Origin of the sequence: Curtobacterium sp. APC 4022, assembly GCF_030407555.1 — a bacterium.
Classification (GTDB): domain Bacteria; phylum Actinomycetota; class Actinomycetes; order Actinomycetales; family Microbacteriaceae; genus Curtobacterium.
The window spans coordinates 1-22,533 of sequence record NZ_JASDDD010000052.1 but is presented as its reverse complement, the minus strand read 5'-3'; the positions used below and the strand labels follow the sequence as shown (position 1 = coordinate 22,533).

Genomic DNA, 22,533 nt, shown 5'->3' with positions numbered 1-22,533 from the left:
GGGGGGGGGAGGTCAGGCGAGGCGCGGGTCGGCGGCGGTCTGCAGGAGGTCCGCGACGGTGTTCACGACGACGTAGACCGCGCCGAGCACGAGGGTCACCGCGGCGATCGCCGGGTAGTCCGACGTCGGGATGCTGTTCGCCAGGTAACTGCCCATGCCGGGCCAGCTGAAGACCTGCTCGACGACGACGTCGCCGGCGAACATGAACCCGAGCTGCAGGCCGGACATCGCCAGGGCCGGGCCGACGGCGTTCCGGACGACGTGGCGCGCCAGGATCGTCTCCTCGCCCAGCCCCTTCGACCGGGCGGTGCGGACGTGGTCGGCGACCAGGGTGGTCTCGAGCCCGGAGCGCAGGATCCGCCCGATGGCCAGGGCCGGCGCGATCGCCAGCACGGTGGCGGGCAGGACCAGGTGCGACAGCTCGGACCCGAGCCCGCCGTCGCCCTGCCCGGAGGCCGGCAGCCACCCGAGCTGCGCGTAGAACAGGATGATGCCGCCGAGGGCGAGCAGGAACGGCGGCGCGGTCGCCCCGACGAGCAGCACACCGCGGTACACGCCGGAGAACGGCCAGCGCAGGGCCCCCGACGCGGCGAACAGCCCGGCGAGCACGAGGGCGATCGCGAACGCCGCCAGCACGAGCTGCACGGTGGCGGGCACCGCGGACGCCAGGTCGGTGGCGACCGGGCGGTGCGTCCGGAACGAGGTGCCGAAGTCACCGTGCAGGGCGCCCCCGATGAACCGCAGGAACTGCACGGGCAGCGGGTCGTCGAGCCCGAGCCGCTGCCGTTCGGCGTCGACCGCGGACCGGGAGGCGTTGGCACCGAGCGCTGCACGGGCCGGGTCACCGGGTGAGACCTGCTGGAGCAGGAACACCACGACGCTGAGGACGAGCAGCACGACGACGAGCGAGCCGATGCGGCGGAGGGCGTACGTGACCACGGCGCTACCTCCGGGCGATCAGGGTGCGGACGCCGTCGCCGGCGAGGTTGGACACGAGGCTCAGGAGGAGCACGGCGGCACCCGGCACGACCGGGACCCACCAGGCGCTGAGCAGTAGTTGCGTGTTGGCGGCCGTGTCCGCGCCGAGCTCCGCCGCGGGTGCTGGCTGCCCGAGGCCCAGGAACGACAGCCCGGCGAGCAGCAGCACGACGTTGCCGATGTCCAGGCTCGCCGTCACGATCGCGGTCGGGACCGCGCCGGGCAACACGTGCCGCAGGACGAGCCGGGCACGACCGACACCGGCGAGCCGGGCGGCCTCGACGTGCGGGCGGGTGACGGTCGCGCGGACCTCGGACCGGATGATCCGGGCGTAGTACGGCCACCAGACGACCGAGATGCCGACGAGGGTGTTCGTCAGGCCCGGGCCGAGGGCCGCGACGATCGCGATCGCCACGAGGGTCGACGGCAGTGCGAGGAACAGGTCGGTGACCCGCATGAGCACGCTGTCCACCCAGCCGCCGGCGACACCCGCGGTGGCGCCGACGACCCCGCCGACGACGAGTCCGACGGCCACCACGGCGAGCGCCGACAGCCACGACGTCTGCAGGCCGAAGAGCGTGCGGGAGAGCACGTCCCGCCCGATCGAGTCGGTGCCGAACAGGTGCCCCGGGGTGCCGATCGGCAGCTGGGCCATCGCGACGGGCTGGATGGGGTCGTCGGGTGCGATCAGCCGGGCGACGAGCGCCAGGACGGTGAGCGCGACGAGGAGCCCGACGAGCACCTGGGCCGTGCGACGACCGGCGTGCACGCCCGAGGTCGGCCGGAGCGTCCAGCGCGGGGCGACGACGGCGGCGCTCATGCGGGCACCGCGATCTCCGGCACGGACGCCACGAGCGTCCGGGTGTACTGCTCCTGCGGGTCGTGGATCACCGCGTCGGCGGGTCCGGTCTCGATGACCCGGCCGCGTTCGACGACGGCGATGTGGTCGCCCATCAGCCGGGCGACCGCCAGGTCGTGGGTGACGAACAGGACGGTCATGGCGAGCTCCCGACGCATGTCACGGATGGTGTTGAGGGTCACGGCGGCCAGCGAGGCGTCGAGGGCGCTCGTCGGTTCGTCGCAGAGCAGGACCGCGGGCCGGACGATGGTCGCGCGGGCGAGGGCCACCCGCTGCCGCTGGCCGCCGGACAGGTCGGCGGGGCGCAGGCGGGCGACGGTGGCGGGCAGGCCGATCGCGTCGAGCGCCTCGGCGACGCGTCGGTCGGTCTCGGTGCGGCCGAGGCGGGCGGGGACGAGTCGTTCGCGGAGGGTCTCGCCGACCGTCATCCACGGGGTGAGCGAGGACCCCGCGTCCTGGAAGACCATCTGCGCGCCGCCCTCGGCGACGGTGATGCGTCCGGACCGGGCCGGGACGAGTCCGGCGACGGCGCGGAGGACGGTGGACTTGCCCGATCCGCTCTCGCCGACGATCGCGAGGGACCGGCCGGCCGGCACGCGGAAGCTGACGCCGCGGACGGCCTCCACGGTCCGTGCGCGGCGGCCGCGGCCGGTCGTGTAGGTGCAGACGAGGTCCTCGACGACGACCGCGTCCGCTGTGGAGGCGGGCGCAGTGGGCGTGTCCGCTGTCGGCCGGGAGGCCCGTCCCGCGTCGTCCGCGCCGGTCCCGTCGGGTGCGCTGGCCGCGTCGGGCCGAGCCCCGGTCGCACGGACCGTGTCGGCGTCCCGCCAGCACGCGGCGGCGTGGTCGGGCGCCGGGACGGAGGCGTCGAGGCCGGGCATCTCGGTGGCGCACCGGGCGACGGCGAGCGGGCACCGGGCGCGGTACGGGCAGCCCACCAGGCGCTCGGCCGGGTCGAGGGTGTCGGCCGGCAGTGCGGGGAGCCGGGCGTCCCGGTCGAGCGCGAGGGACAGCCGCGAGCGGAGCAGACCCGCCGTGTACGGGTGGGCCGGGGTGCCGAGGACCGCGGCCGTGGGTCCGACCTCGGCGAGGCGGCCGGCGTACATGACGGCGATCCGGTCGGCGATGCGCGAGGCGACACCGAGGTCGTGGGTGATGAGCAGGACGCTGCAGCCGTGGTCGTCGCGGAGTTCCTGCAGCAGGTCGAGCAACTGCGCCTGCACGGTGACGTCGAGGGCGGTCGTGGGTTCGTCCGCGACGATCAGGGCCGGGCGACCGGCCATCGCGATCGCGGCCATCACGCGCTGCCGGAGTCCGCCGGAGAGCTCGTGCGGGTAGACGCTGAACCGCAGGTCGGGGTCCGGGACACCCATGCTGTCGAGGAGCGCGACCGCACCGGCGCGGTCGGGGCCGGCCTCGGTGATCTGCCGACCGATCCGCATCGTCGGGTTGAGCGAGGTCATCGGGTCCTGGAACACGGCGCCGAGCGAGGACCGTCGCGCTGCCCGGCGTTCGGCGTCGGTGCCGCGCACCATGTCGGTGCCCTGCACGGTGACCTCGCCGGTGACCTCGGGTCGGGCGGCGTCCGGCAGCAGGCCGAGCAGGCTCATCGCGAGCATGCTCTTGCCGGAGCCGGACTCCCCCACCAGCCCGACGATCTCGCCCGGGGCGATGTCCAGGTCGATGCCGCGGAGCACCTCGGACCGTGCCCCGTCCCGCTCGAGCGAGACGTGCAGGTCGCGGATCGTCGCGGTCGTCATGCGGTCGGCTCCCTGGTCTGGGCGACGGATCCGGCTGCTGTCTCGGCTGCGGCGAGGTGCGCGGCGATCGCCCGGGGCTGGGTGAACCAGACACGGTCGGCGTGGGCCGTCATGTGCCGGAGCGCCCGGTCGAGGGCCCGCAGCCGGAACGGGGCGCCGGAGATGAAGGAGTGCACGACGACGCTCATCACGAGCGGCTGGTCGGCGGAGCGGTCGAGCAGCTCGTCGAACTCGTCGACCACCATGTCCGCGAACTCGGCGGCCGACGCGCCCCGACCGACGACGGTCGTGCTGTCGTTCACCTCGAGCGCGTACGGCAGGACGAGCAGGTCGCCGTTGCGGGTCGGGACGGTGACGGGCCGGTCGTCGAGCCGGAGGTCGAGCAGGTACCGGTACCCGCTGCCGGCCAGGCTGTCGAGCGTGGACGTGGTGTGGCTGAGCCAGGGGCTCGACCACCCGCCCGGTGCGGCGCCCTCCTCGGCGGTGATGCGGGCGGCGACCCCGGCGACGTACGCGGCCTCGCCGGCGGCGGACATGCCGACCAGGGAGTCCGAGTTCGACGTGCCGTGCCCGATGAACTCGGCGCCGACCTCCCGCGCGGCCCGGATCAGTTCGGGTGCGGTGTCGTAGACGGCGGTGTTGAGGAGCACGGTCGGCGGGATGCCGGCGCGGTCCAGTCGCTCGAGCAGCCGGAACGCCCCGACGCGGTTGCCGTAGTCGCGCCACGAGGTGTTGACGAGGTCGGGGGCGGCGACGTCGGGCACGATGTCCTCGGTCCGACCGACGCCGAACCGGTACTCCTCGAGCCCGACGGCGACGTAGACGGCCAGGCGCTTGCCGTCCGGCCAGGCCGGTCCGCCGGGCGCGGTGATCGGCCGGTAGGGCCAGAGGTCGTGCCCCGGAGCGGTGGTCCGGAGCGTGTCGTCGGCGGTCATGCGGTCATCCCGTTCGTGGTGGTCCGGTGTGCGGGTGCGATGCCGCGGTCGGGCAGGCCGAGGTCGGTCGCGGCGGCGCGGCGGACGACGGCGGCGTAGGCGGGGCGGAGCCGGTCGGCGTCGGCCCAGGTGCGCTCGAGGGCCGGGCGACGGGCGGCGTGGAGTTCGCGGGCTTCGGCGAGCAGGGCGTCCTCGTCGACCGAGGTGACCCGGCCTCCCTCGGCGACGACCGTCCCGGCGACGACCGTCATCCGGACGCTGGTGCCGGACTCGCAGTACACGAGCTGGCCCCGCAGGTCGTTGAACGGGGTGAAGGCGGGCGCGTGCAGGTCGAGGAGCGCGAGGTCGGCCTCCGCCCCGACCGCGATCCGGCCCACCGTGCCGAGCGCGGTCCGGCCGTCACGGCGCATGGCCGCGGCCCCGCCGTCCCACAGTGCCTCGAGCACCTCGGCCGGTCGTGGCCAGCGGTCCGGGTCGTCGCCGGTGACGGTGTGGATGAGACCGGCCTGCTTGACGACGCCCCAGGTGTTCACGGTGTCGTCGCAGATCGCCTCGTCGACGCCGAGCGCCACCCGGATGCCGCGGTCCCGCATCGCGCGGAACGGCATCACGCCACTGCCGAGCCGCAGGTTCGACACCGGGTTGTGCGCGACGACCGCGTCCGCCGTGGCGATCAGGTCGAGGTCGTCGTCGTCGACCCAGACCGCGTGGATGACGTTCACCCGGTCGCTGAGCAGCCCCAGGTCCGCCGTGTAGCGGACCAGGCTCCGGCCGGCGAACCGCGGCTGGCCGCTCGACGGGTGCGAGAGGGCACGCTGCGTGCGGGTCTCGAGCATGTGGGCGAAGAGCGGCACGTCGTGGGTGCGGCTGAGGTCGTCGAGAGCGCCGAAGTACTCCGGTGAGACCCGCTGCGGGGCGGAGATCGAGACGGCCGCGGTGAGGCGACCGTCCGCCGCCCCGTGCCAGGTCCGGAACAGGTGGTCGTAGGCGTCGAGCAGGTCCGCGGCCGATGCGGGGGCGGGGGCGTGCAGCGCGCGGGTCGTCGCCTCGTCGATACCGAGGTCGTCGAGGAACGGCAGCTTCTCGACGTCGGGCAGCTCCGGCTGGTCGAGCGCCACAGAGGCCCGGATCCCGCTGTCCGCGTACGCCTGCATGACGGCGTCGATGACCTCGGGGTCGGGCGTCGGCATGAGGAACGCGTCGTCCTGCACGCTGGTCGTCCCGGTGCGGAGCATCTCGAGCGCGCCGAGCATCGTCCGGAGGTACGCCTCCCGCGGGGTCGGGGTCAGGGCAGGGTCCGACGGGGACTCGTAGAGCATGAAGGTCTCGAGCGGCCGGCTCGGGAACGCACCCTTGAGGTGGTTCGCCGGCGAGTGGAAGTGCGCGTTGACGAGCCCGGGCAGCACGATGTGGTGTCCGCGGCCGTCCACCACCCGGACGTCGGCGGGCGCGGCGGCCCGCGCGGTCGGACCCACCACGGCGATGGTCGTGCCGGTGACCAGAAGGTCCGTCGGACCGGTCATGCCGGAGGGTTCCTCGGGCGCCCACAGCAGGACGTCGGTGAACAGGACGCTCACCCCCACACCTCCCGGGTGGTGGCGGAACCGACGGGCTCGGCGAAGGTGCAGGCGCGGGACGTCGTGATGCCCTGCGCCAGCAGGCCCTCGACGGCGACGGTCGCCGCGGCGACACCGTCGATCACCGGCACCCCGAGCGAGGTGCGGAGCGCACCGACGAGATCGGTGAGGCCGGCACACCCGAGCACCACGGCCTCCGCACCGTCCGCGACCAGGGCGCTGCGGGCCTCCTCGGCGAACGCGGCGTAGGCCGGGCCGGCGCCGGACTCGATGTCGGCGACCGCGACGTCGACGGCCCGCACGGTGCAGCGGTGGCCGAGCCCGAGGGCGCGGACGACGCGGTCGGTCATCGCGATCGTCCGCGGCGGCATCGTGATCACGGTGAAGCGGTGGGCGACGAGCGCGGCGGCCTGCAGTGCGGCCTCCGTCATGCCGACGACGGGGCCGGCGGCGCGTTCGCGGGCGGCGTCGATGCCGGTGTCGCCGAAGCAGGCGATCACGTACCCGTCGACGCCGTCCGCCTCGCCGCGCTCGACCTGGGCGAGGACGCCGGCGGCGCCGAAGACCTCGTCGACGGCGGTCTCGACGGACGCGGGGGCGGTGGTCGAGCAGCTGGCGGTGACGGTGGTGTCGGGTCGGGCGACGGCGCGGGCCGTCGACGCGACGGCGTCCGTCATCGGCTGACTCGTGTTCGGGTTGACGATGCGCACCTCGGTCACCGGACCGCTCCCGTCGTCGCTGCTGTGACTGACGCTGGCGCCGGCGTCGTCGCCGCGCCCGCTCGCGCCGGTTCGGTGTCGGCGAGCAGCCCCGCCACCCCGTGTGCGCCGATCGCGACGCGCGCCGCGGCCGCACCGGCCCGCGCGGCCTCGACCGGGTCGGCCCCGCGGACGGTCGCGGCGGCGAAGGCCCCGCAGAACGCGTCCCCGGCTCCGGTGGAGTCGACGGGCTCGACGGCGTCGGTCGGGACGCGGGTCACGCCTCCCGCGGTCGCGACGAGGCAGCCGCGTTCGGCGGTCTTCACGACGACGACGTCGGGGCCGGCCTCGAGGAACCGCCGAGCCGCGGCCTCCAGGTCGGTCGTCCCGGCGAGCCGGACGGCCTCCACCTCGCTCGGCAGGAACACGTCACAGGTGGCGAGCAGGGCGAGCAGCTCGTCCTCGTGACCGAGCACGTAGTCCTCCTGCAGGTCGAGCAGGACGGTGGCGTCGGTCCGCTCACGGAGCCACGGCCCCAGCGCCAGCTGCGCGCCGAGCGACATCGCGGAGACCAAGACGCCGCTGGCGGTCAGGGCGTCGGCTCCGACGTCCGCCGGGTACACCGACATGGCGTCGAACGCCGCCTCGCCGTCGAGCAGGTCCCACGTGCGGCTGCCGTCGGGTGCGTAGGTCACGCGGTTCCGGACGGTGCGTCCGGTGCGCGGGCGGCTCGGCTCGACGCGGATGCCGCGGTCGACGACGGCCTGGAGGAGCGTGGCCGGCAGGTCCGTCCCCACCGGTGCGAGCATGCGGACGTCCGTCAGCTCGCGACGGGCGGCCAGGGCGGCGAAGAGCGCGTCGCCACCGAGTGCGGTCGTCGTCGCGCCACCGACCACGAGGTCGTCGATGGTCAGGTTCCCGATGCAGAGCAGCGAGTCAGCCATGCCGGGCCTCGGCGGTGGTGAACTGCGCCATCGCGAGCAGGTACCCGGTCAGCTGCGCGGGCAGGACGGTGAGCAGCGGGCTGAGTGCCTCGGCGATCGCCGGGACCACGACGACCTCGTCCGCGATCGCGTCGAAGGCGTCGACACCCTCGGTCGTGACGACGTACACCGCACCGCCGAACCGCTTCGCCTCGCTGGCGGTGTGCACGGCCCGCGGCACGGACGGCCCGGCCGGCGCGATGACCCAGATCGGTTCGCCGCGCTTCAGCGAGTTGTAGTGGTGGAACTCCTCGACCTGGATCGCCTCGGCGTGGTCGGGCGTGCACTCCTTGACCTTCGCGGCGCCGATGATCGCGCTGCCCCAGCTCGGGCCGGCGCCGGAGAACAGGAAGGTGCCCGCGCCCTGCTCCCGCTCGGCGATCGCGCGGAGGCGGGGCTCGGTGGTCGCGATGACGTGCTCCATCAGCTCCGGCACCGCCGCCAGCTCACGGCGGAGCCCCTCGGCCGCCGGCACCCCGGCGAGCACACCGACCCGCGTGGCGAGGTCGAGCAGCAGCGCGAGGGCGGTCGTCGAGGACTGGGTCGGCCAGCCCACGCGGGTGGCCCGGAGCCGCAGGGTGCGTGCGGACTCGACGTCCAGGGTCGAGCCCGTCGTGTTCGTGATGGCGACGACGAGGGCACCGGCGTGCTGGGCCATCAGCGCGGCCTCGACGGTGCGGGTGGTCTCCCCCGAGCTCGACAGGGCGATGACGACGCTGCGTTCGGTGACGAGCGGGGCGCCGTAGTAGGCGAGCTCCAGGCTCTGCACCGGCTCGACCGGCACCCGGAGCATCTGCTCGAGCACCTGCCGGGCCGCGATGGCGACGGCGAGCGAGTCCCCGGCGCCGGTCACGAACACGCGGTCGACCTCGGACCGGGCGATGAGGGCGGCGAGTTCGTCGAGGTCCTCGTCGTTCGCGGCGAGGGTCTCGCGGATCCGGTCCGGCTGGGCGACCAGTTCCGGGAGGGTCGCCTCGTCCCGGGCACGACGCTTCGGGTCGAGGGGGTGGTCGGTGGGCAGGGCGACGATCGAGGCGTGCTCGGCGGCGGAGACGCGTTCGACGACCTGCTGCTGCCGGGCGTCGAGCGGGCTGTCGACACCGATGAACGGGCTCGGCGGGGTGGCGGTCATGCGCGGTGTCCTGTCGTGTCGAGGGCCCGGCCGAAGCGGGCGGCGGTCTCCGGGTCGATGCGGGCGTCCGGGGCGCTCGAGCGCTTGATGGCGCTGCCGAGCACCACGCCGTCGGACCGGCGGACGGTGTCGTCGATGGTGTCGAGCGTCACCCGACCACCGACGACGAACGGCACGTCGGCGACGGCGCGCAGTCGTTCGATGTCGTCCAGGGCGTCGGCGACCCCGCTGTCCCGGGTGACGACGAGCACGTCCGCGAGCCCGAAGTCGTGCGCCTCCTTCGCGGCCCAGGCGGGGCTGCCGGCCAGGGCGAGGCTCGTGGCCTCGTGCACGTCCGCCCAGACCTCGACGTCCGCTCCGAGTCGGCGGCGCATCGTCGCGACGTCGTGGGCGCACCCCTCGATCCAGCCGGTCGGGCCGACCGAGACGCCGGTGAGGACCTTGACCCGCACGAACGTCGCTCCGATGGCGTGGGCGATCGCGACCGCGCTCGGGCCGTCGTTGTGGCCGACGACCACGCCGACCGGGACGTCCACGGCTCGGGTGACGGCAGCGCCGACGACCGCGAGGGCGGCGACCGTGGGGGCGTCGACGCGGACCGCCTGGGGCATGTCGCTGGCGTCCTGCACCATCAAGTGCGTGAAGCCCGCGGCGACGAGCGCGGCGGCGTCCTCAGCGGCCCGTTCGGCGATCGCGGAGACGGGGACGCCGGCGTAGTTCACGGCGCCGGGCAGGGGCGGGAGGTGGAGGACTCCGACGAGGCGGAACGGGGCGAGAGGCACGAGCGAAACGGTATACAGTTCTGCGTTTCGGTCGCATGAACGCGTGTTTCAGCCAGATGAAGCGTGTCGGTGCACTCCGGTCCGGCGGACAGAAGCCCTGGTCAGGAGCAATGCGCTCCGTTCCGGTCCGCGAGCAGTCTCGGCCGGATCAGGCAGGGCAGAACACCCTGTATACGGTCAGTCGGCCGTGGGCGGCGCGGTCGTCGTCACGCCACGCTCGCGCTCGAACCGGGCACGCTCTTCGGCCTCGATCTTCGTGTACGCGGCACGCTCGGTCCGGTCGGCACGGATGATCGCGCGCATGATGAACCAGAAGATGACACCCAGCAGGATCGTCGGGGTCAGGGCGAAGACGACTCCGGAGACGATTCCATGCGGCATGGTCCCATCGTACGTCGCCCCGCTGGGCCCTCCGTGACGAGGGGCCCTACTTGACCAGGGGCCCTACTTGACCAGCGGGAAGAGGATCGTCTCGCGGATTCCCAGGCCGGTGATCGCCATGAGCAGCCGGTCGACACCCATGCCCATGCCACCCGACGGCGGCATGGCGTGCTCGAGGGCCCGCAGGAACTCCTCGTCGACGCGCATCGCCTCGGGGTCTCCACCGGCAGCCAGGGTGGCCTGCTCGACGAAGCGCTCCCGCTGCACGACCGGGTCGACGAGCTCAGAGTACGCCGTGGCGAGCTCGAAGCCGCGGACGTAGAGGTCCCACTTCTCGACGACGCCCGGGCGGGTGCGGTGCTGCCGGGTCAGGGGCGAGGTGTCGACCGGGAAGTTCATCACGAACGTCGGGGCGTACAGCTTGTCCCCGTTGAAGTGCTCCCACAGCTCTTCGACGTACTTGCCGTGCGTGGCGTGCGCGACCTCGACACCCTCGGCGTCGGCGAGCGCCTGCAGCTCGGACAGCGGCGTCTCGGGCGTGATCTCGTGACCGGACGCCTCGGACAGGGACTCGTACATGTCGAGTCGGGCCCACTCGCCACCGAGGTCGTAGTCGCTGCCGTCGGGCAGGTTGACGACCAGGGAGCCGCCGGTGACCGCACGGGCGGCGTTCTGCACCAGCTCCTGGGTCAGGGTGGCCATCTGCTCGTAGTTGCCGTACGCCTGGTACGCCTCGACCATCGCGAACTCGGGCGAGTGCGACGAGTCGGCACCCTCGTTGCGGAAGTTCCGGTTGATCTCGAAGACCCGGTCGATGCCACCGACGACCGCACGCTTGAGGAACAGCTCGGGTGCGATGCGCAGGAACAGCTCGGTGTCGAACGCGTTCGAGTGCGTGACGAAGGGCCGGGCTGAGGCACCACCGTGCTGGGTCTGCAGCATCGGGGTCTCGACCTCGAGGTACTCGTGCGACGTGAAGGTGTCGCGGAGCGAGGACATCACGGCAGCGCGGGCCCTGACGGTCTTGCGGGCGTCCTCGCGCACGATGAGGTCGAGGTACCGCTGGCGGACCCGGGTCTCCTCGTTGAGTTCGTTGTGCAGGTTCGGCAGCGGCAGGATCGCCTTCGCCGCGATCGCCCAGTCGTCGACCATGATGCTCAGCTCGCCGCGGCGGGAGGAGATCACCCGGCCGTGCACGAACACGTGGTCACCGAGGTCGACGAACTCCTTCCAGCGGGCCAGGGACTCGTCGCCGACCTCGGCCAGGGACACCATCGCCTGGATGCGTGCGCCGTCGCCGGACTGCAGCGAGGCGAAGCAGAGCTTGCCGGTGTTGCGCGAGAACACGATGCGGCCGGCGACGCCGACGACGTCCTGCGTCTCCTCGCCGGTCTCGAGGTGCTCGTACTGCGCGCGGACCGCGGGGATCGTCGTGGTGATCGGGAGTTCGGCCGGGTAGGCGTCGATCCCGGCCTCCAGCAGGCGCGCGCGCTTGTCCAGCCGGACCTGACGCTGCTCGCTGGTCTCCTGCTCGGCCAGTGCGGCGGCGTCGGCGACCGCGGTCTCGGTGGTGGCGGGGGCGGTCTCGTCGGTCATGCGGGTGCGGCTCCGGAGGTCGTGGGGGATCGCGTCGATGCTACCGGTCCGGCCGTGCCCGGAACGGCGGGCGTCGCAGTCGGCGCTCACGCGGTGCATAGGAAGTTGGGTGACGAACCTAATTCGACGCCTCAGAGCCGCAGTCCTCGTGACGGCCACCATCCTGTTCCTCATGGTCAGCTCAGCTGCTCCTCCCGTTTACGACTTCAAGGACCGTCTCTTCGAGGACCGAGGCCGTGATCTGATCAGCGCCGTCGACGACCTGACACGACACCACGAGGAACTCCGCGGCATGTGCCGGCGGCATCGCCGCCCCGGGTCGACCGGCGGGCGGCCGACTGCGCACCGCGATCCGGGCATCGTCGAGTTCTCCCTGAAGCACCCACGAGCGGTCGCAGAACGTCGGTTCAGCCCGTCCCGAGCGACAGATGGTGACCACTCGACGGACGTGAGCGGGGAGTTGCGACCGGTCGGCCGCGTGGCCGTCGGCGGTGACCACGGAGCGGGCGCCGCAGCCCGACTCCCCGCGTCAGATCACGGACTGGCCGTCGGCCGCCGTCAGCGCGTTGTCGACGGCGGAGCGGACGAGCGCCCCGAGCACCCGCCCCGGGTGCTCCACCCCGATGCCCGCCAGCGTGCCAGCCGACTGGTCGACGATCGCCGTCGAGAAGCTCACCGCCGCCCGGACCGCGTCGGCGTAGGCGGGCCGGTCCCGCTCGGCGACGACGAACGGCTCTGCCCCCATCTCGACCACCAGGGCCTGGGCGATCGGCAGCACCGGCCCGGGCGCGGTCACGGCGCAGTACGCGTCGCGCAGCCGGGACAGGTCGATGCTCGTCCCGGTGAAGGCCATCGCCGGGTGGATCGCGAGCGGGATCGCCCCCGCACGCATCGCCGGTGCCAGGACGTCGACCCCGTGGTCCGGGCTGGTGTGCACGACGAGCTGCCCCGGCTGCCAGATCCCCGCGTCCGACAGCCCCTGCACGAGCGACGGCAGCTGGTCGTCCGGCACGGCCAGGAGCACGAGTTCGCTCCGCTCGACCAGCTCCGGCGTGCCGAGGACCGGCGCACCGGGGAGCATCGCCTCGGCGCGGTCGCGTCCGGCATCGGAGACGGCGGTGATCCCGACGACGGCGTGTTCGGCGTTCGCGAGCGCGGCACCCAGCACGGGTCCGACGCGTCCGGCACCGATGATCCCGATGCCGAGCCGGCCGGCCCTCATCGCACGGCCTCCGGTGCCGGCACACCGGTCCAGACGGGAGGCCCGTCCTGCGTCAGCCACGCCGGTGCGGCGGGCGCGGCACCGGCCCACTGCCCGGGCCACGGCCCGGGTGCCGACGTGGGTGCCTGCGCGTGGCGACCCGGTGTACCGGCGGTGGGCCGGGCCTCCTGGCCGTCACGCCAGCGGTGCGAGGTGTCGGTCGCGGCGGCCTCGACGGCCCGCTCGGTGGTGCCGGACCAGAGGCGCTGCGCATCCCCGGCGTCGAGCGCCCCGACGCGGGCGGAGACCAGACCGCTGACGGTGTGCACGTGGACCGAGGCCAGGCGGAGCGCACGCTCCAGCGGACCCTGCGTCACCTTGACGCTCTGCACGCGCGGCAGCGGCACGACCACGAGCGAGCGCCAGACGGCTCCGAGCCGGAGCAGCACGGCGCCCGGCACGAAGCGGTAGCCGTTGCGGGACGCCGACAGCGGGCGCAGCCAGCGACCGCGACGTGGCGAGTGCACGAAGCCGCCATGGTCGCCGCTCGTCGTGAGGCTGTCGTCGACGACCCCGACCGCTTCGGCGGAGCCCTCGCGCATCCGTTCCATCGACGCCTCCGGGCCGACGACGGCCGACCCCACCAGCTCGGGCAGGATGATCTCGAGGACCTGCCGGACCTCGGCCGCGGTGCCGACCGGCAGCACGATCGACGAGACCTGCTGGTTCGTGGAGGCCCCGTTGCCGGCGTTCGTCGCCCGGTTGATGCGGATGTCCCACCAGCCGAACGGACGCCAGAGCAGCGGCTGCGCGACGCTCACGGCGTGGATGCGGCCGGGCGGCAGGGTCTCGTTCGACGTCGAGAACAGGCCGAAGCCGATCCGGATGCCGTCCCGGGTGTCGGCGATCGTGTACCGCAGCGACTTCGAGAACTTGCGGACGTAGTAGCCGCCGGCGCCGATGACGGCCGGGAACAGCGAGACGAGCAGGAAGTACTGCCCGGTCAGGCTGATGCTGACGATGATCGCGACGACGAGCAGCAGGATCACCACGGTCGTGCCGGAGAGCAGCATCGACCCGATCAGCCGGCCGGGGTGGACGCGGACGACGCGGGTGGCGTGCACGGCGTCCGGGTCGAGCTCGGGTGCCAGGAACTCGTCCACGCGGTCCTGCAGGAGGCCGCCGCTCGCACCGGCGTACCGGGGGCGGTCGGTGTCCTTCGCGCCGGAGGCGAGCACCAGGATGCGCTGCCGCAGGTCGTCCGCGGCCTTGGCCCCGAGGTAGGCGAGTTGCACGTTGGCGTCGTTGCCGGCCTGCGCGACCTCGAGCTTGGCGGTGCCGAACAGCCGCGGGATCAGCGGCCGCGAGATGTTGATGCCCTGGATCCGGTCCAGCCGGGCCTTGCGGTGCGTGCGGAAGACGACGCCCGAGCGGACCTCGACGATCTCGCCGGTGACCCGGAACTCGTGCATCCGCCAGGACAGGTAGAACAAGCCGATCAGCACCAGGAGCAGCACCACGATGCCGAGCAGGACCCAACCGACGACGCCGTGCTCGTACACGTAGCGGACCGGGTCGCCCTCTTCCTGCGGCCCGCCCTCACCCGGGATGAAGACCTCGACGATCTGGTCACGGAGGTTGTTGAGCACGTAGCCCAGGATCACGACGAGGAAGATGCCGCCCTTGAGCAGCGGCGTCAGCGGGTGCAGCCGGTGCCACTCGCCGTCGGTCAGGGGTGCGGCCGCGGCGGCGTCGCCCTTCCGCGGCGGCGCGGGCATCGAGGCGTCCGGTCGGAACGACACGTGCGGCCTACAGTCCGGCGCGACGGGACTCGGCGAGCTCGACGAGTCGGTCACGCAGCTCGTCGGCCTGGGCGGCGGGGATGCCGGGGATGCGGATGTTCGAGGACGCGGCCGCGGTGACGAACTTCAGTTCGCTCATGCCCAGGACCCGGTCGAGCGGCCCCCGGTTGACGTCCACGAGCTGCAGGCGGCCGTACGGCACCGCGGTGAAGCGCTGCCACATCAGTCCGCGGCGGAGCACCAGGTCGTCGTCGCGCAGGGCGTACCCGATCGACCGGATGCGGCGCGGGGTGAGCGCTGCGGTGACGATCGCGATGACGGCAACCACCGCGGCGATCACGAACCAGACGAGCCCGGCCGAGCCACCCGTCCCGCCGCTGGCGACACCGATGAGCACCAGGCCCGCGGTGACGACGCCGCCGATGACGATCGCCGCGATGAGGTCGGTCCAGACGAGCTTCGCCGAGACCCGCGTCCACGTGATGTCGTGCAGGCCGAGACCTGGTTCGTCGAGTCGGCGGCCACCGCCGGGCCGGCTGTCGGCGGGCCCGTCGTCGATCCGGCCGGGTTCGTCCAGTTGGGTCGGCATCGGGTCTCCTGGTCTGCGCTGCTCGGTCGGCCTGCGCTGCTCGGTCATCGTCGACCGACCAGGCCGGTCACACCGTGGTGGTGCCCCGACCGTCGTGGTCGTCGTCGTCCGGCGGCGGCGCGATGCACATCCGCTCGGCGACGAGGGCGCACACGGTGAGCACGATCCCGCCGCCGAACGCCACCGCGTTCGGCAGGGTCGAGCCTAGCGAAGGCAGGACGGACCGGGACAGGAGGTACACGAGCAGCCCGAGCGCGAACGCCCCGAACAGCGCCCCGCAGATGCTCGACGCCTTCGCCAGGAACACGACCCGCGTGGCGTACATCGGGTCCACCCGGCGACCGTCGTTCCGACCTCGGGTCTGGCGGCGGATCGGCGAGGCCATGAACAGCAGCGCGATGCCGATGAAGACCAGCGTCAGCCCGAGCGGCACCGACATCAGGAGCGTCGGGGACTGGCGTGCGGTCAGGGCGGTGTCGAGGGCGAACCCGGCGACGGCCGCGACGACCGCGACGCCGATCAGGGTGGAGGCCCGGGTCGGCTTCACGGGGTGGGCTCCGGCTCGGTGGTCTCGAACAGTCGCGGTTCGTCGACCCGCTCGGTGTCGTCGCCCAACGTCTGGAGCAGGGTGGCGACGGACCCGTGGCCCGGCAGCACCGCCTCCGGGTCGGCGTCCGCCCAGGGCGCGAGCACGAAGGCCCGCTCGTGGGCACGCGGGTGCGGGACGGTCAGCGTGGCGGTGTCGATGCGGCGGTCGCCGACGGCGATCACGTCGAGGTCGAGCGTCCGGTCGCCCCAGCGGACCTCGCGGGTGCGGCCGTGCTCGTCCTCGATGCCGTGCAGGGCGTCGAGCAACTCCTGCGGCTCCAGGTCGGTCTCGACGACCACGACACCGTTCCGGTAGCGCGGCTTCGTCGTGTCGAGGCCGTCCAGGGTGAGCGCGACGGACTCGACCTCGCGGCTCGAGGCCACCGGTCGGACCCCGGGCAACGCGGCGACGGCGGCCGCGGCGGCGCGGAGGGTGCTCCCCCGGTCACCGAGGTTCGCACCGAGGGCGATGACGGCGCGCGTCACTCTTCTTCCTCGAGCGGTTCGCTCTCGTCGTCGGTCGTCGGGTCGTCGGTCGGCACCGGGGACTCGCGTCGGATGGTGATCGACACGTCGGTGAACGGCACGGTGATCGGGGCCTGCGGCTTGTGCACCGTGACCTCGGTCGCCAGCGCGGCCCGGTGCGTCAGGACCGCCGCGGCGATCCGTTCGGCCAGGGTCTCGATCAGGTCGACCGGGTCGCGTTCGATCTCGGCGACGACCTGCTCGGCGAGCACGCCGTAGTGCACGGTCTCCGCCAGGTCGTCGGAGTCGGAGGCGGCGGTCGCGTCGACCTCGACGGCCACGTCGACGACGAAGTCCTGTCCGTCGGCGCGTTCGTGGTCGAAGACCCCGTGGTGTCCGCGTGCGCGGACTCCGACGAGGCGGATGGTGTCCCTCATGATCGAGCTGCCCTCCAGGCGTCCCAGACGTCGAGTACGGCGCGGGTCGGCGCCGGGTCGTGCACGCGGACGCCCCAGGCGCCGCGTTCGGCCGCGAGCAGGCTGATCGCCGCCGTGGCCAGGTCTCGTTCGACCGGGGGTGCCCCGGCCGTGCTGCCGACGCCGTCCAGGAACCGCTTCCGAGAGGCGGCGACCAGGACGGGCAGGCCGATCGAGGCGAAGCGTTCGTAGCCCGCCAGGAGCTCCCAGTTCTGCTGTCCCCGCTTGGCGAACCCCAGGCCCGGGTCGATGACGACCTGTTCCTGGCGCACTCCGAGGACGATGAGTTCCGCGACCCGGAGTTCGACCTCGCGCCGGACCTCCTCCACCGCGTGGGTGTACTCGGCGTTGCGGTACATCCGGTCGCTGTGGCCGCGCCAGTGCATGACGACGAAGCCGACTCCGGTCTCGGCGACGACCCGCGACATGTCCGGGTCGACGAGCCCACCGGAGACGTCGTTGACGATCACGGCGCCCAGCTCGACCGCGCGTTCGGCGGTGCTGGCGTTCATCGTGTCGACGCTCACCGCGATGCCCTCGGACGCCAGCTGCTGCACGACCGGCAGGACCCGCTGCTGCTCGACGTCCACGGGGACCCGCTCGGCGCCGGGCCGGGTGGACTCCCCACCGACGTCGACCAGGTCCGCCCCGGCCGCGACCAGGTGCCGCGCATGTTCGACAGCCGCGTCGACGGCCAGGTGCAGCCCGCCGTCACTGAACGAGTCGGGCGTGACGTTGAGGATCCCCATCACGCGGGTGCCCTCGGGGGTGGAGCGACCGCGGCGACGGCCGGTCACGATCTCCGGCACCGGTGCGGGTGCTCGGAGGTCGATCGCGACCGTCGCCGGCGCTGCTGCTGCTTCGCGGGCCCGGCTCACCTCGGCGAGCCGACGCGACCGTCTCGTCGGCAGGTCGGTCATGCCGGCCTACGCGGGGGCGATACCGGGGTTGCCGAACGGGCGGTGACGACGCGGCTTGGAGGCGTCGATCCCGACGGGCTCCTCGGCCATCGCGGCGGCCTTGCCCGGCACCTCGATCGCCGGCAGGTCGCTCACCGGACGCTTGTCGCTCGAGAGCCACTGCGGGCGCTCGGGCAGCTTGCGGACGTCCTTGAAGATCTCCACGAGCTCCGGGGCGTCGAGCGTCTCCTTCTCGAGGAGCTCGCCGGCCAGGCGGTCGAGGATGTCCCGGTTGGCGTTGAGCACCTGGTAGGCCTCGTCGTGCGCGGCCTCGAGCAGGGCGCGGGTCTCGGCGTCGACGGTCTCGGCGATGTTCTCCGAGTAGTCGCGACCGGTGCCGCCGCTCATGTCACGGCCGACGAACGGCTCGCTGGACCCCGAGCCGAGCTTGACGGAACCGACGGCCTGGCTCATGCCGTACTCGGTCACCATCTTGCGGGCGGTGCCGGTGGCCTTCTCGATGTCGTTCGACGCACCCGTGGTCGGGTCGTGGAAGACGATCTCCTCGGCGACGCGGCCACCCATGGCGTAGGTCAGCTGGTCGAGCAGTTCGTTGCGCGTGACGGAGTACTTGTCCTCGAGCGGCAGGACCATCGTGTAGCCGAGGGCCCGGCCACGCGGCAGGATCGTGATCTTCGTCACCGGGTCCGTGTGGCGCATCGCTGCGGCCGCCAGGGCGTGTCCACCCTCGTGGTACGCGGTGATGAGGCGTTCCTGGTCGGACATGATGCGGGTCCGTCGCTGCGGGCCGGCCATCACGCGGTCGACGGCCTCGTCCAGGGCGCGGTTGTCGATGAGCTGCGCGTTCGACCGGGCGGTCAGCAGCGCGGCCTCGTTGAGGACGTTCGCCAGGTCGGCACCGGTGAAGCCCGGCGTCTTGCGGGCCAGGAGCTCGAGGTCGACGCTCGCGGCGAGCGGCTTGCCCTTCGCGTGCACCTCGAGGATCTGCTTGCGACCCTGCAGGCCGGGCGCGTCGACGCCGATCTGCCGGTCGAAGCGGCCCGGGCGGAGCAGTGCGGGGTCGAGCACGTCGGGACGGTTCGTCGCGGCGATGAGGATGACGTTCGTCTTGCCGTCGAAGCCGTCCATCTCGACGAGGAGCTGGTTCAGCGTCTGCTCGCGCTCGTCGTTGCCACCGCCGATGCCGGCACCACGGTGGCGGCCCACGGCGTCGATCTCGTCGATGAAGACGATGGCGGGCGAGTTCTGCTTCGCCTGGTCGAAGAGGTCGCGGACACGGCTGGCGCCGACACCGACGAACATCTCGACGAAGTCCGAACCGGAGATCGAGTAGAACGGCACACCGGCTTCACCGGCGACGGCACGGGCGAGCAGGGTCTTGCCGGTTCCGGGAGGGCCGTACAGCAGCACGCCCTTCGGGATCCGGGCGCCGACGGCCTGGAACTTCGCGGGCTCCTTGAGGAACTCCTTGATCTCGTGCAGTTCCTCGATGGCCTCGTCCGCACCGGCGACGTCAGCGAAGGAGACCTGCGGGTTCTCCTTGTTGTTCATCTTTGCCTTGGACTTGCCGAACTGCATGACCTTCGAGCCGCCACCCTGGGCGCTCGAGAGCAGGAACCAGAACAGGGCGCCGATGAGCAGGAACGGCAGCAGCGTCAGCAGGAGCGACACGAGGACGTTCGACTGCTGGACGTGGTCGTTGTAGCCCTTGGGCAGGTCGGCCTGCGAGACCGCCTCGACGACCTCGGTGCCACGGGGGGTCGAGTAGTAGAACTGCTCGGTGCCGCCGTCGTTGCGGAGGGTCAGGTCGACGCGCTGCTCGGTGGAGTTGACGACGGCCGAGGAGACCTTGCCGTCCGAGAGCTGCTCGAGACCCTTCTGGGTGGAGATCTCCTGGGTGCCGGACTGGGCGATGAACGTCCATCCGACGAAGATCCCCACGACTGCGAGCAGTATCCAGATGTACGGCCCGCGGAGGATGCGCTTGAAGTCCATGTGATCCGGGCCCGACGGCCCGACACCTTTCTGCTGCCTGAAGTGCGTGCCGCTCAGCATACGGCCGCGACTCTGTGGCGAGAATGGGTGTCCTCTGCGGGCGAACTCCACAGATCAGCAGTGACGCCTGGTGGACGACGCCCGTCGCCGCCGGTCAGGGCCGATGCCGGCCCCGGTGGATCAGGAGTAGACGTGCGGCGCGAGGACGCCGATGCCGCGCAGGTTGCGGTAACGCTCGTCGTAGTCCAGGCCGAACCCGACGACGAACGCGTCCGGGATCTCGAAGCCGGCGTACTTGACGTCGACCTCGACCTTGGCGGCCTCGGGCTTGCGCAGCAGGGCGACGATCTCGACGCTCGCGGCCCCGCGGGACTGCAGGTTCTGCTTGAGCCAGGACAGCGTCAGGCCGGAGTCGATGATGTCCTCGACGATGATGACGTCGCGGTCGTGCAGGTCGGTGTCGAGGTCCTTGAGGATCCGCACCACACCGGACGACTTCGTGCCGGAGCCGTAGGACGACACCGCCATCCAGTCCATCCGCGCCTGCATCTTCAGGTGTCGGGAGAAGTCGGCCATGACCATGACCGCGCCCTTCAGCACGCCGACCAGGAGCGGGTCCCGCCCGGCGTAGTCACGGTCCACCGCCGCGGCGAGTTCGGCGATCTTGTCGTCGATCTGCTCGGGGGTGAAGAGCACTTCGGAGAGGTCGGCCTGCACGTCGGAGAGTTCCACCGCTCCAGCCTAACCGCCCGCAAGCGGCTCCCTGGCGGCGAAGGACACCCGTTCACCCGTCCGCGTGGCCCGGACACCGGGCAGGTCGATCGGCCCCTGCCCCCGCCAGTCGGTGACGAGTCGGCAGACCTCGAGCGTCTGCAGCCGGGACAGCGTCACGCCGAACTCGCTCTCGACCGCCAGTCGGACCAGCCGCTGCCGGAGCGCCGGCGGGTTCGCGGCCAGCTGCGGCACGGACAGCGAGATGCCGGCCTCGGAGTGTTCGGCGAGGTCCTCGGCCATCTCCTCGGCGAAGTGGTCGAGCGCCGCGGAGTCCTCGCGGAGCTGGTCGGCGGTCCGGGCCAGTGCCTCGGGGACGCCGGGTCCGAGCTCGCGCTCGAGGACCGGCATCAGCGCGTTCCGCACCCGCACCCGCGTGTACGCCGGGTCGTCGTTCTGCGGGTCGTCCCACGGCACGAGTCCGGAGGCGGCGCACGCCTGCCGCGTCGTCGCGCGCCGGAGCGCGAGCATCGGCCGCCCCAGGGACGGCCCCGGGCGGTCCGGTCGCACGAGCGATGCCATCCCCGTCAGGCTGTCCGGCCCGCTCCCCCGGAGCAGTCCGAGCAGGACCGTCTCGGCCTGGTCGTCGAGCGTGTGCCCGAGGAGCACGAGGGGTGACCACTCGGCGGCCGCGACCGACGTGACGGAGGCGTAGCGGGCCTCCCGGGCGGCGGCCTCCGGCCCACCGGCGGTGCCGACGTCGACACGGTCCACGACGACGGGTACCAGGCCCAGCTCGGCGGCCTGCCGGGAGGCCCGTGCCGCGACCGCCTCGGAGCCCGCCTGGAGCGCGTGGTCGACGATGACCGCGCCGGCGCGCAGGCCCTGCTTCGGCGCCTCGAACGCGGTGGCCGCCGCGAGGGCCAGCGAGTCGGCCCCGCCGCTCAGCGCGACGAGGACGAGGTTGCCCGGGCCGACGACCTGTTCGTCGAGCGCGCGGGCGAGCATGGTGCGGACCGCCAGACGGACGGCGGCGACGGCGGGGTCCAGCCGGGGACGCTCGGTGTTCACCCGGTAACGTTAGCCGGGCCGTCCCGACGGCCGACAGACCCACCACCTGAGGAAACTAGGAGTGCACATGGCCGCGTACGACGTCGTCGTCGAGATCCCCAAGGGCAGCCGCAACAAGTACGAGGTCGACCACGAGACCGGTCGCGTGTACCTGGACCGCGTGCTCTTCACCTCGTTCGTCTACCCGACGGACTACGGCTTCTTCGAGAAGACCCTGGCCGACGACGGTGACCCCGTCGACGCGCTGCTGCTCCTCGAGTACCCGACCTTCCCCGGCGTGGGCGTCAAGGTCCGCCCAGTCGGCGTCTTCAAGATGAGCGACGAGGCCGGCGTCGACGCCAAGGTCCTCGTCGTCCCGGCGAAGGACCCGCGCTGGGCCCACATCCAGGACATCTCGGACGTGGACGACCAGACGAAGGCCGAGATCGCGCACTTCTTCGAGCGGTACAAGGACCTCGAGCCGAACAAGTGGGTCAAGGCCGAGGGCTGGGGCGACGCCGCCGAGGCCGAGGCGATCGTCACGGCCGGCCAGGCCGCGTACGTGCCCGGCGGTCACTGACGCTCGTCTGCTGATGCGCGTCTGCTGGCGCGCTCTCGCTGACGCAGAACGGCCCGGTCCCCTCGCGGGGGCCGGGCCGTTCTGCTGCGTCCGGGGCTACATCGAGCCGCTCGGGCGGGCGACGTAGGGCAGGAGCTGGCTCGGCGTCCACACCGCACGCTCGACGACGCCGACGCCCGGACGTGCGGCCTCGACCATCATCCCGTTGCCGGTGTAGATCGAGTCGTGGTACCCACCGGAAGCGGCACCGTTGCTCGAGTAGAACAGGATGTCGCCGGGCTGACGCTGCGACAGCGGCACCAGACGGCCGATGGAGCCGAAGTAGTTGTACTGCCAGACGACGTTGTGTCCGCCGGTCGTGATGCCCTGCGAGTTGTAGGCCATCATCACCAGGCCGGAGCAGTCCCAGACGTTCGGGCCGGCACCGCCCAGGACGTACGCCTTGCCGAGCTGTCCGCGCGCGTACGAGATCGCG

General features: G+C 72.6%; 24 protein-coding genes. 1 reads left to right on the top strand and 23 read right to left on the bottom strand.

Going from position 1 to position 22,533, the window contains the following annotated elements; genetic code table 11:
- Window positions 1-12: 12 nt before the first annotated feature.
- The 22 genes from QL987_RS14110 to tilS all read right to left on the bottom strand — a co-directional run bounded on the left by QL987_RS14110 (window position 13) and on the right by tilS (window position 21,499).
- Window positions 13-939 (bottom strand): ABC transporter permease, encoded by a 927-nt coding sequence (locus QL987_RS14110; protein ID WP_253466202.1) that lies wholly within the window; start codon window positions 937-939, stop codon window positions 13-15.
- Window positions 940-943: 4 nt separating this feature from the next.
- Window positions 944-1,798: an ABC transporter permease gene (locus QL987_RS14105; RefSeq protein ID WP_290158215.1), complete on the bottom strand. Its 855-nt coding sequence runs from the start codon at window positions 1,796-1,798 to the stop codon at window positions 944-946.
- The gene (locus QL987_RS14100) at window positions 1,795-3,597 is read right to left on the bottom strand and encodes an ABC transporter ATP-binding protein (RefSeq protein WP_290158214.1); all 1,803 of its coding nucleotides are present in this window, start codon (window positions 3,595-3,597) and stop codon (window positions 1,795-1,797) included. Before QL987_RS14100 ends, QL987_RS14105 begins: the two co-directional genes overlap by 4 nt.
- Complete coding sequence (locus QL987_RS14095) at window positions 3,594-4,532, bottom strand: polysaccharide deacetylase family protein (protein WP_290158212.1); 939 nt, start codon at window positions 4,530-4,532, stop codon at window positions 3,594-3,596. Before QL987_RS14095 ends, QL987_RS14100 begins: the two co-directional genes overlap by 4 nt.
- Window positions 4,529-6,109 carry an amidohydrolase family protein gene (locus QL987_RS14090; RefSeq protein ID WP_290158211.1) on the bottom strand — a complete coding sequence of 527 codons (1,581 nt, stop codon included), beginning with the start codon at window positions 6,107-6,109 and terminating at the stop codon, window positions 4,529-4,531. Before QL987_RS14090 ends, QL987_RS14095 begins: the two co-directional genes overlap by 4 nt.
- Complete coding sequence (locus QL987_RS14085; RefSeq protein ID WP_290158210.1) at window positions 6,106-6,828, bottom strand: aspartate/glutamate racemase family protein; 723 nt, start codon at window positions 6,826-6,828, stop codon at window positions 6,106-6,108. The genes QL987_RS14090 and QL987_RS14085 overlap by 4 nt, the downstream gene beginning before the upstream one ends.
- Window positions 6,825-7,751 carry a carbohydrate kinase family protein gene (locus QL987_RS14080; RefSeq protein ID WP_290158209.1) on the bottom strand — a complete coding sequence of 309 codons (927 nt, stop codon included), beginning with the start codon at window positions 7,749-7,751 and terminating at the stop codon, window positions 6,825-6,827. The genes QL987_RS14085 and QL987_RS14080 overlap by 4 nt, the downstream gene beginning before the upstream one ends.
- Window positions 7,744-8,922, bottom strand: coding sequence for an SIS domain-containing protein (locus tag QL987_RS14075; protein ID WP_290158208.1), 1,179 nt, complete (start codon window positions 8,920-8,922; stop codon window positions 7,744-7,746). Before QL987_RS14075 ends, QL987_RS14080 begins: the two co-directional genes overlap by 8 nt.
- Window positions 8,919-9,704, bottom strand: a complete 786-nt coding sequence (locus QL987_RS14070; RefSeq protein ID WP_290158207.1) for a BtpA/SgcQ family protein — start codon at window positions 9,702-9,704, stop codon at window positions 8,919-8,921. Before QL987_RS14070 ends, QL987_RS14075 begins: the two co-directional genes overlap by 4 nt.
- Before the next feature lie 177 nt (window positions 9,705-9,881).
- The gene (locus tag QL987_RS14065) at window positions 9,882-10,085 is read right to left on the bottom strand and encodes a hypothetical protein (RefSeq protein ID WP_111075251.1); all 204 of its coding nucleotides are present in this window, start codon (window positions 10,083-10,085) and stop codon (window positions 9,882-9,884) included.
- Between the two features lie 63 nt (window positions 10,086-10,148).
- On the bottom strand, window positions 10,149-11,681 hold the full coding sequence (gene lysS, locus QL987_RS14060) for a lysine--tRNA ligase (protein ID WP_290158217.1): 1,533 nt from the start codon (window positions 11,679-11,681) through the stop codon (window positions 10,149-10,151).
- A gap of 181 nt (window positions 11,682-11,862) precedes the next feature.
- Window positions 11,863-12,180, bottom strand: a complete 318-nt coding sequence (locus QL987_RS14055; protein ID WP_290158206.1) for a hypothetical protein — start codon at window positions 12,178-12,180, stop codon at window positions 11,863-11,865.
- Between the two features lie 30 nt (window positions 12,181-12,210).
- Window positions 12,211-12,903, bottom strand: coding sequence for a Rossmann-like and DUF2520 domain-containing protein (locus QL987_RS14050; RefSeq protein WP_290158205.1), 693 nt, complete (start codon window positions 12,901-12,903; stop codon window positions 12,211-12,213).
- Entirely contained in the window at window positions 12,900-14,684 is a 1,785-nt protein-coding gene (locus QL987_RS14045) for a PH domain-containing protein (protein ID WP_290158204.1), read from the bottom strand. Before QL987_RS14045 ends, QL987_RS14050 begins: the two co-directional genes overlap by 4 nt.
- Before the next feature lie 7 nt (window positions 14,685-14,691).
- Window positions 14,692-15,273, bottom strand: a complete 582-nt coding sequence (locus tag QL987_RS14040) for a PH domain-containing protein (RefSeq protein ID WP_290158203.1) — start codon at window positions 15,271-15,273, stop codon at window positions 14,692-14,694.
- A 67-nt stretch (window positions 15,274-15,340) separates the two neighbouring features.
- On the bottom strand, window positions 15,341-15,820 hold the full coding sequence (locus QL987_RS14035; RefSeq protein ID WP_181439284.1) for a DUF3180 domain-containing protein: 480 nt from the start codon (window positions 15,818-15,820) through the stop codon (window positions 15,341-15,343).
- Complete coding sequence (gene folK / locus QL987_RS14030) at window positions 15,817-16,347, bottom strand: 2-amino-4-hydroxy-6-hydroxymethyldihydropteridine diphosphokinase (RefSeq protein ID WP_290158202.1); 531 nt, start codon at window positions 16,345-16,347, stop codon at window positions 15,817-15,819. Before folK ends, QL987_RS14035 begins: the two co-directional genes overlap by 4 nt.
- Complete coding sequence (folB, locus tag QL987_RS14025; protein ID WP_111075261.1) at window positions 16,344-16,763, bottom strand: dihydroneopterin aldolase; 420 nt, start codon at window positions 16,761-16,763, stop codon at window positions 16,344-16,346. The genes folK and folB overlap by 4 nt, the downstream gene beginning before the upstream one ends.
- Window positions 16,760-17,722 (bottom strand): dihydropteroate synthase, encoded by a 963-nt coding sequence (gene folP / locus QL987_RS14020; protein WP_290158201.1) that lies wholly within the window; start codon window positions 17,720-17,722, stop codon window positions 16,760-16,762. Before folP ends, folB begins: the two co-directional genes overlap by 4 nt.
- A gap of 6 nt (window positions 17,723-17,728) precedes the next feature.
- Window positions 17,729-19,717, bottom strand: a complete 1,989-nt coding sequence (ftsH, locus tag QL987_RS14015) for an ATP-dependent zinc metalloprotease FtsH (protein ID WP_110904451.1) — start codon at window positions 19,715-19,717, stop codon at window positions 17,729-17,731.
- Between the two features lie 180 nt (window positions 19,718-19,897).
- Window positions 19,898-20,449 carry a hypoxanthine phosphoribosyltransferase gene (gene hpt, locus QL987_RS14010; protein WP_111075264.1) on the bottom strand — a complete coding sequence of 184 codons (552 nt, stop codon included), beginning with the start codon at window positions 20,447-20,449 and terminating at the stop codon, window positions 19,898-19,900.
- Window positions 20,450-20,458: 9 nt separating this feature from the next.
- Window positions 20,459-21,499 carry a tRNA lysidine(34) synthetase TilS gene (gene tilS, locus QL987_RS14005; RefSeq protein ID WP_290158199.1) on the bottom strand — a complete coding sequence of 347 codons (1,041 nt, stop codon included), beginning with the start codon at window positions 21,497-21,499 and terminating at the stop codon, window positions 20,459-20,461.
- 67 nt (window positions 21,500-21,566) lie between these two features.
- On the opposite strand from tilS, the gene QL987_RS14000 reads away from it, so the two are divergent.
- A complete protein-coding gene (locus tag QL987_RS14000; protein ID WP_221849042.1) occupies window positions 21,567-22,058 on the top strand; it encodes an inorganic diphosphatase in 492 nt (163 codons plus the stop codon).
- Between the two features lie 96 nt (window positions 22,059-22,154).
- Here QL987_RS14000 and QL987_RS13995 read toward each other — a convergent pair.
- Window positions 22,155-22,533: NlpC/P60 family protein (locus QL987_RS13995; RefSeq protein ID WP_290158197.1), on the bottom strand; the 379-nt coding region annotated here is incomplete at its 5' end.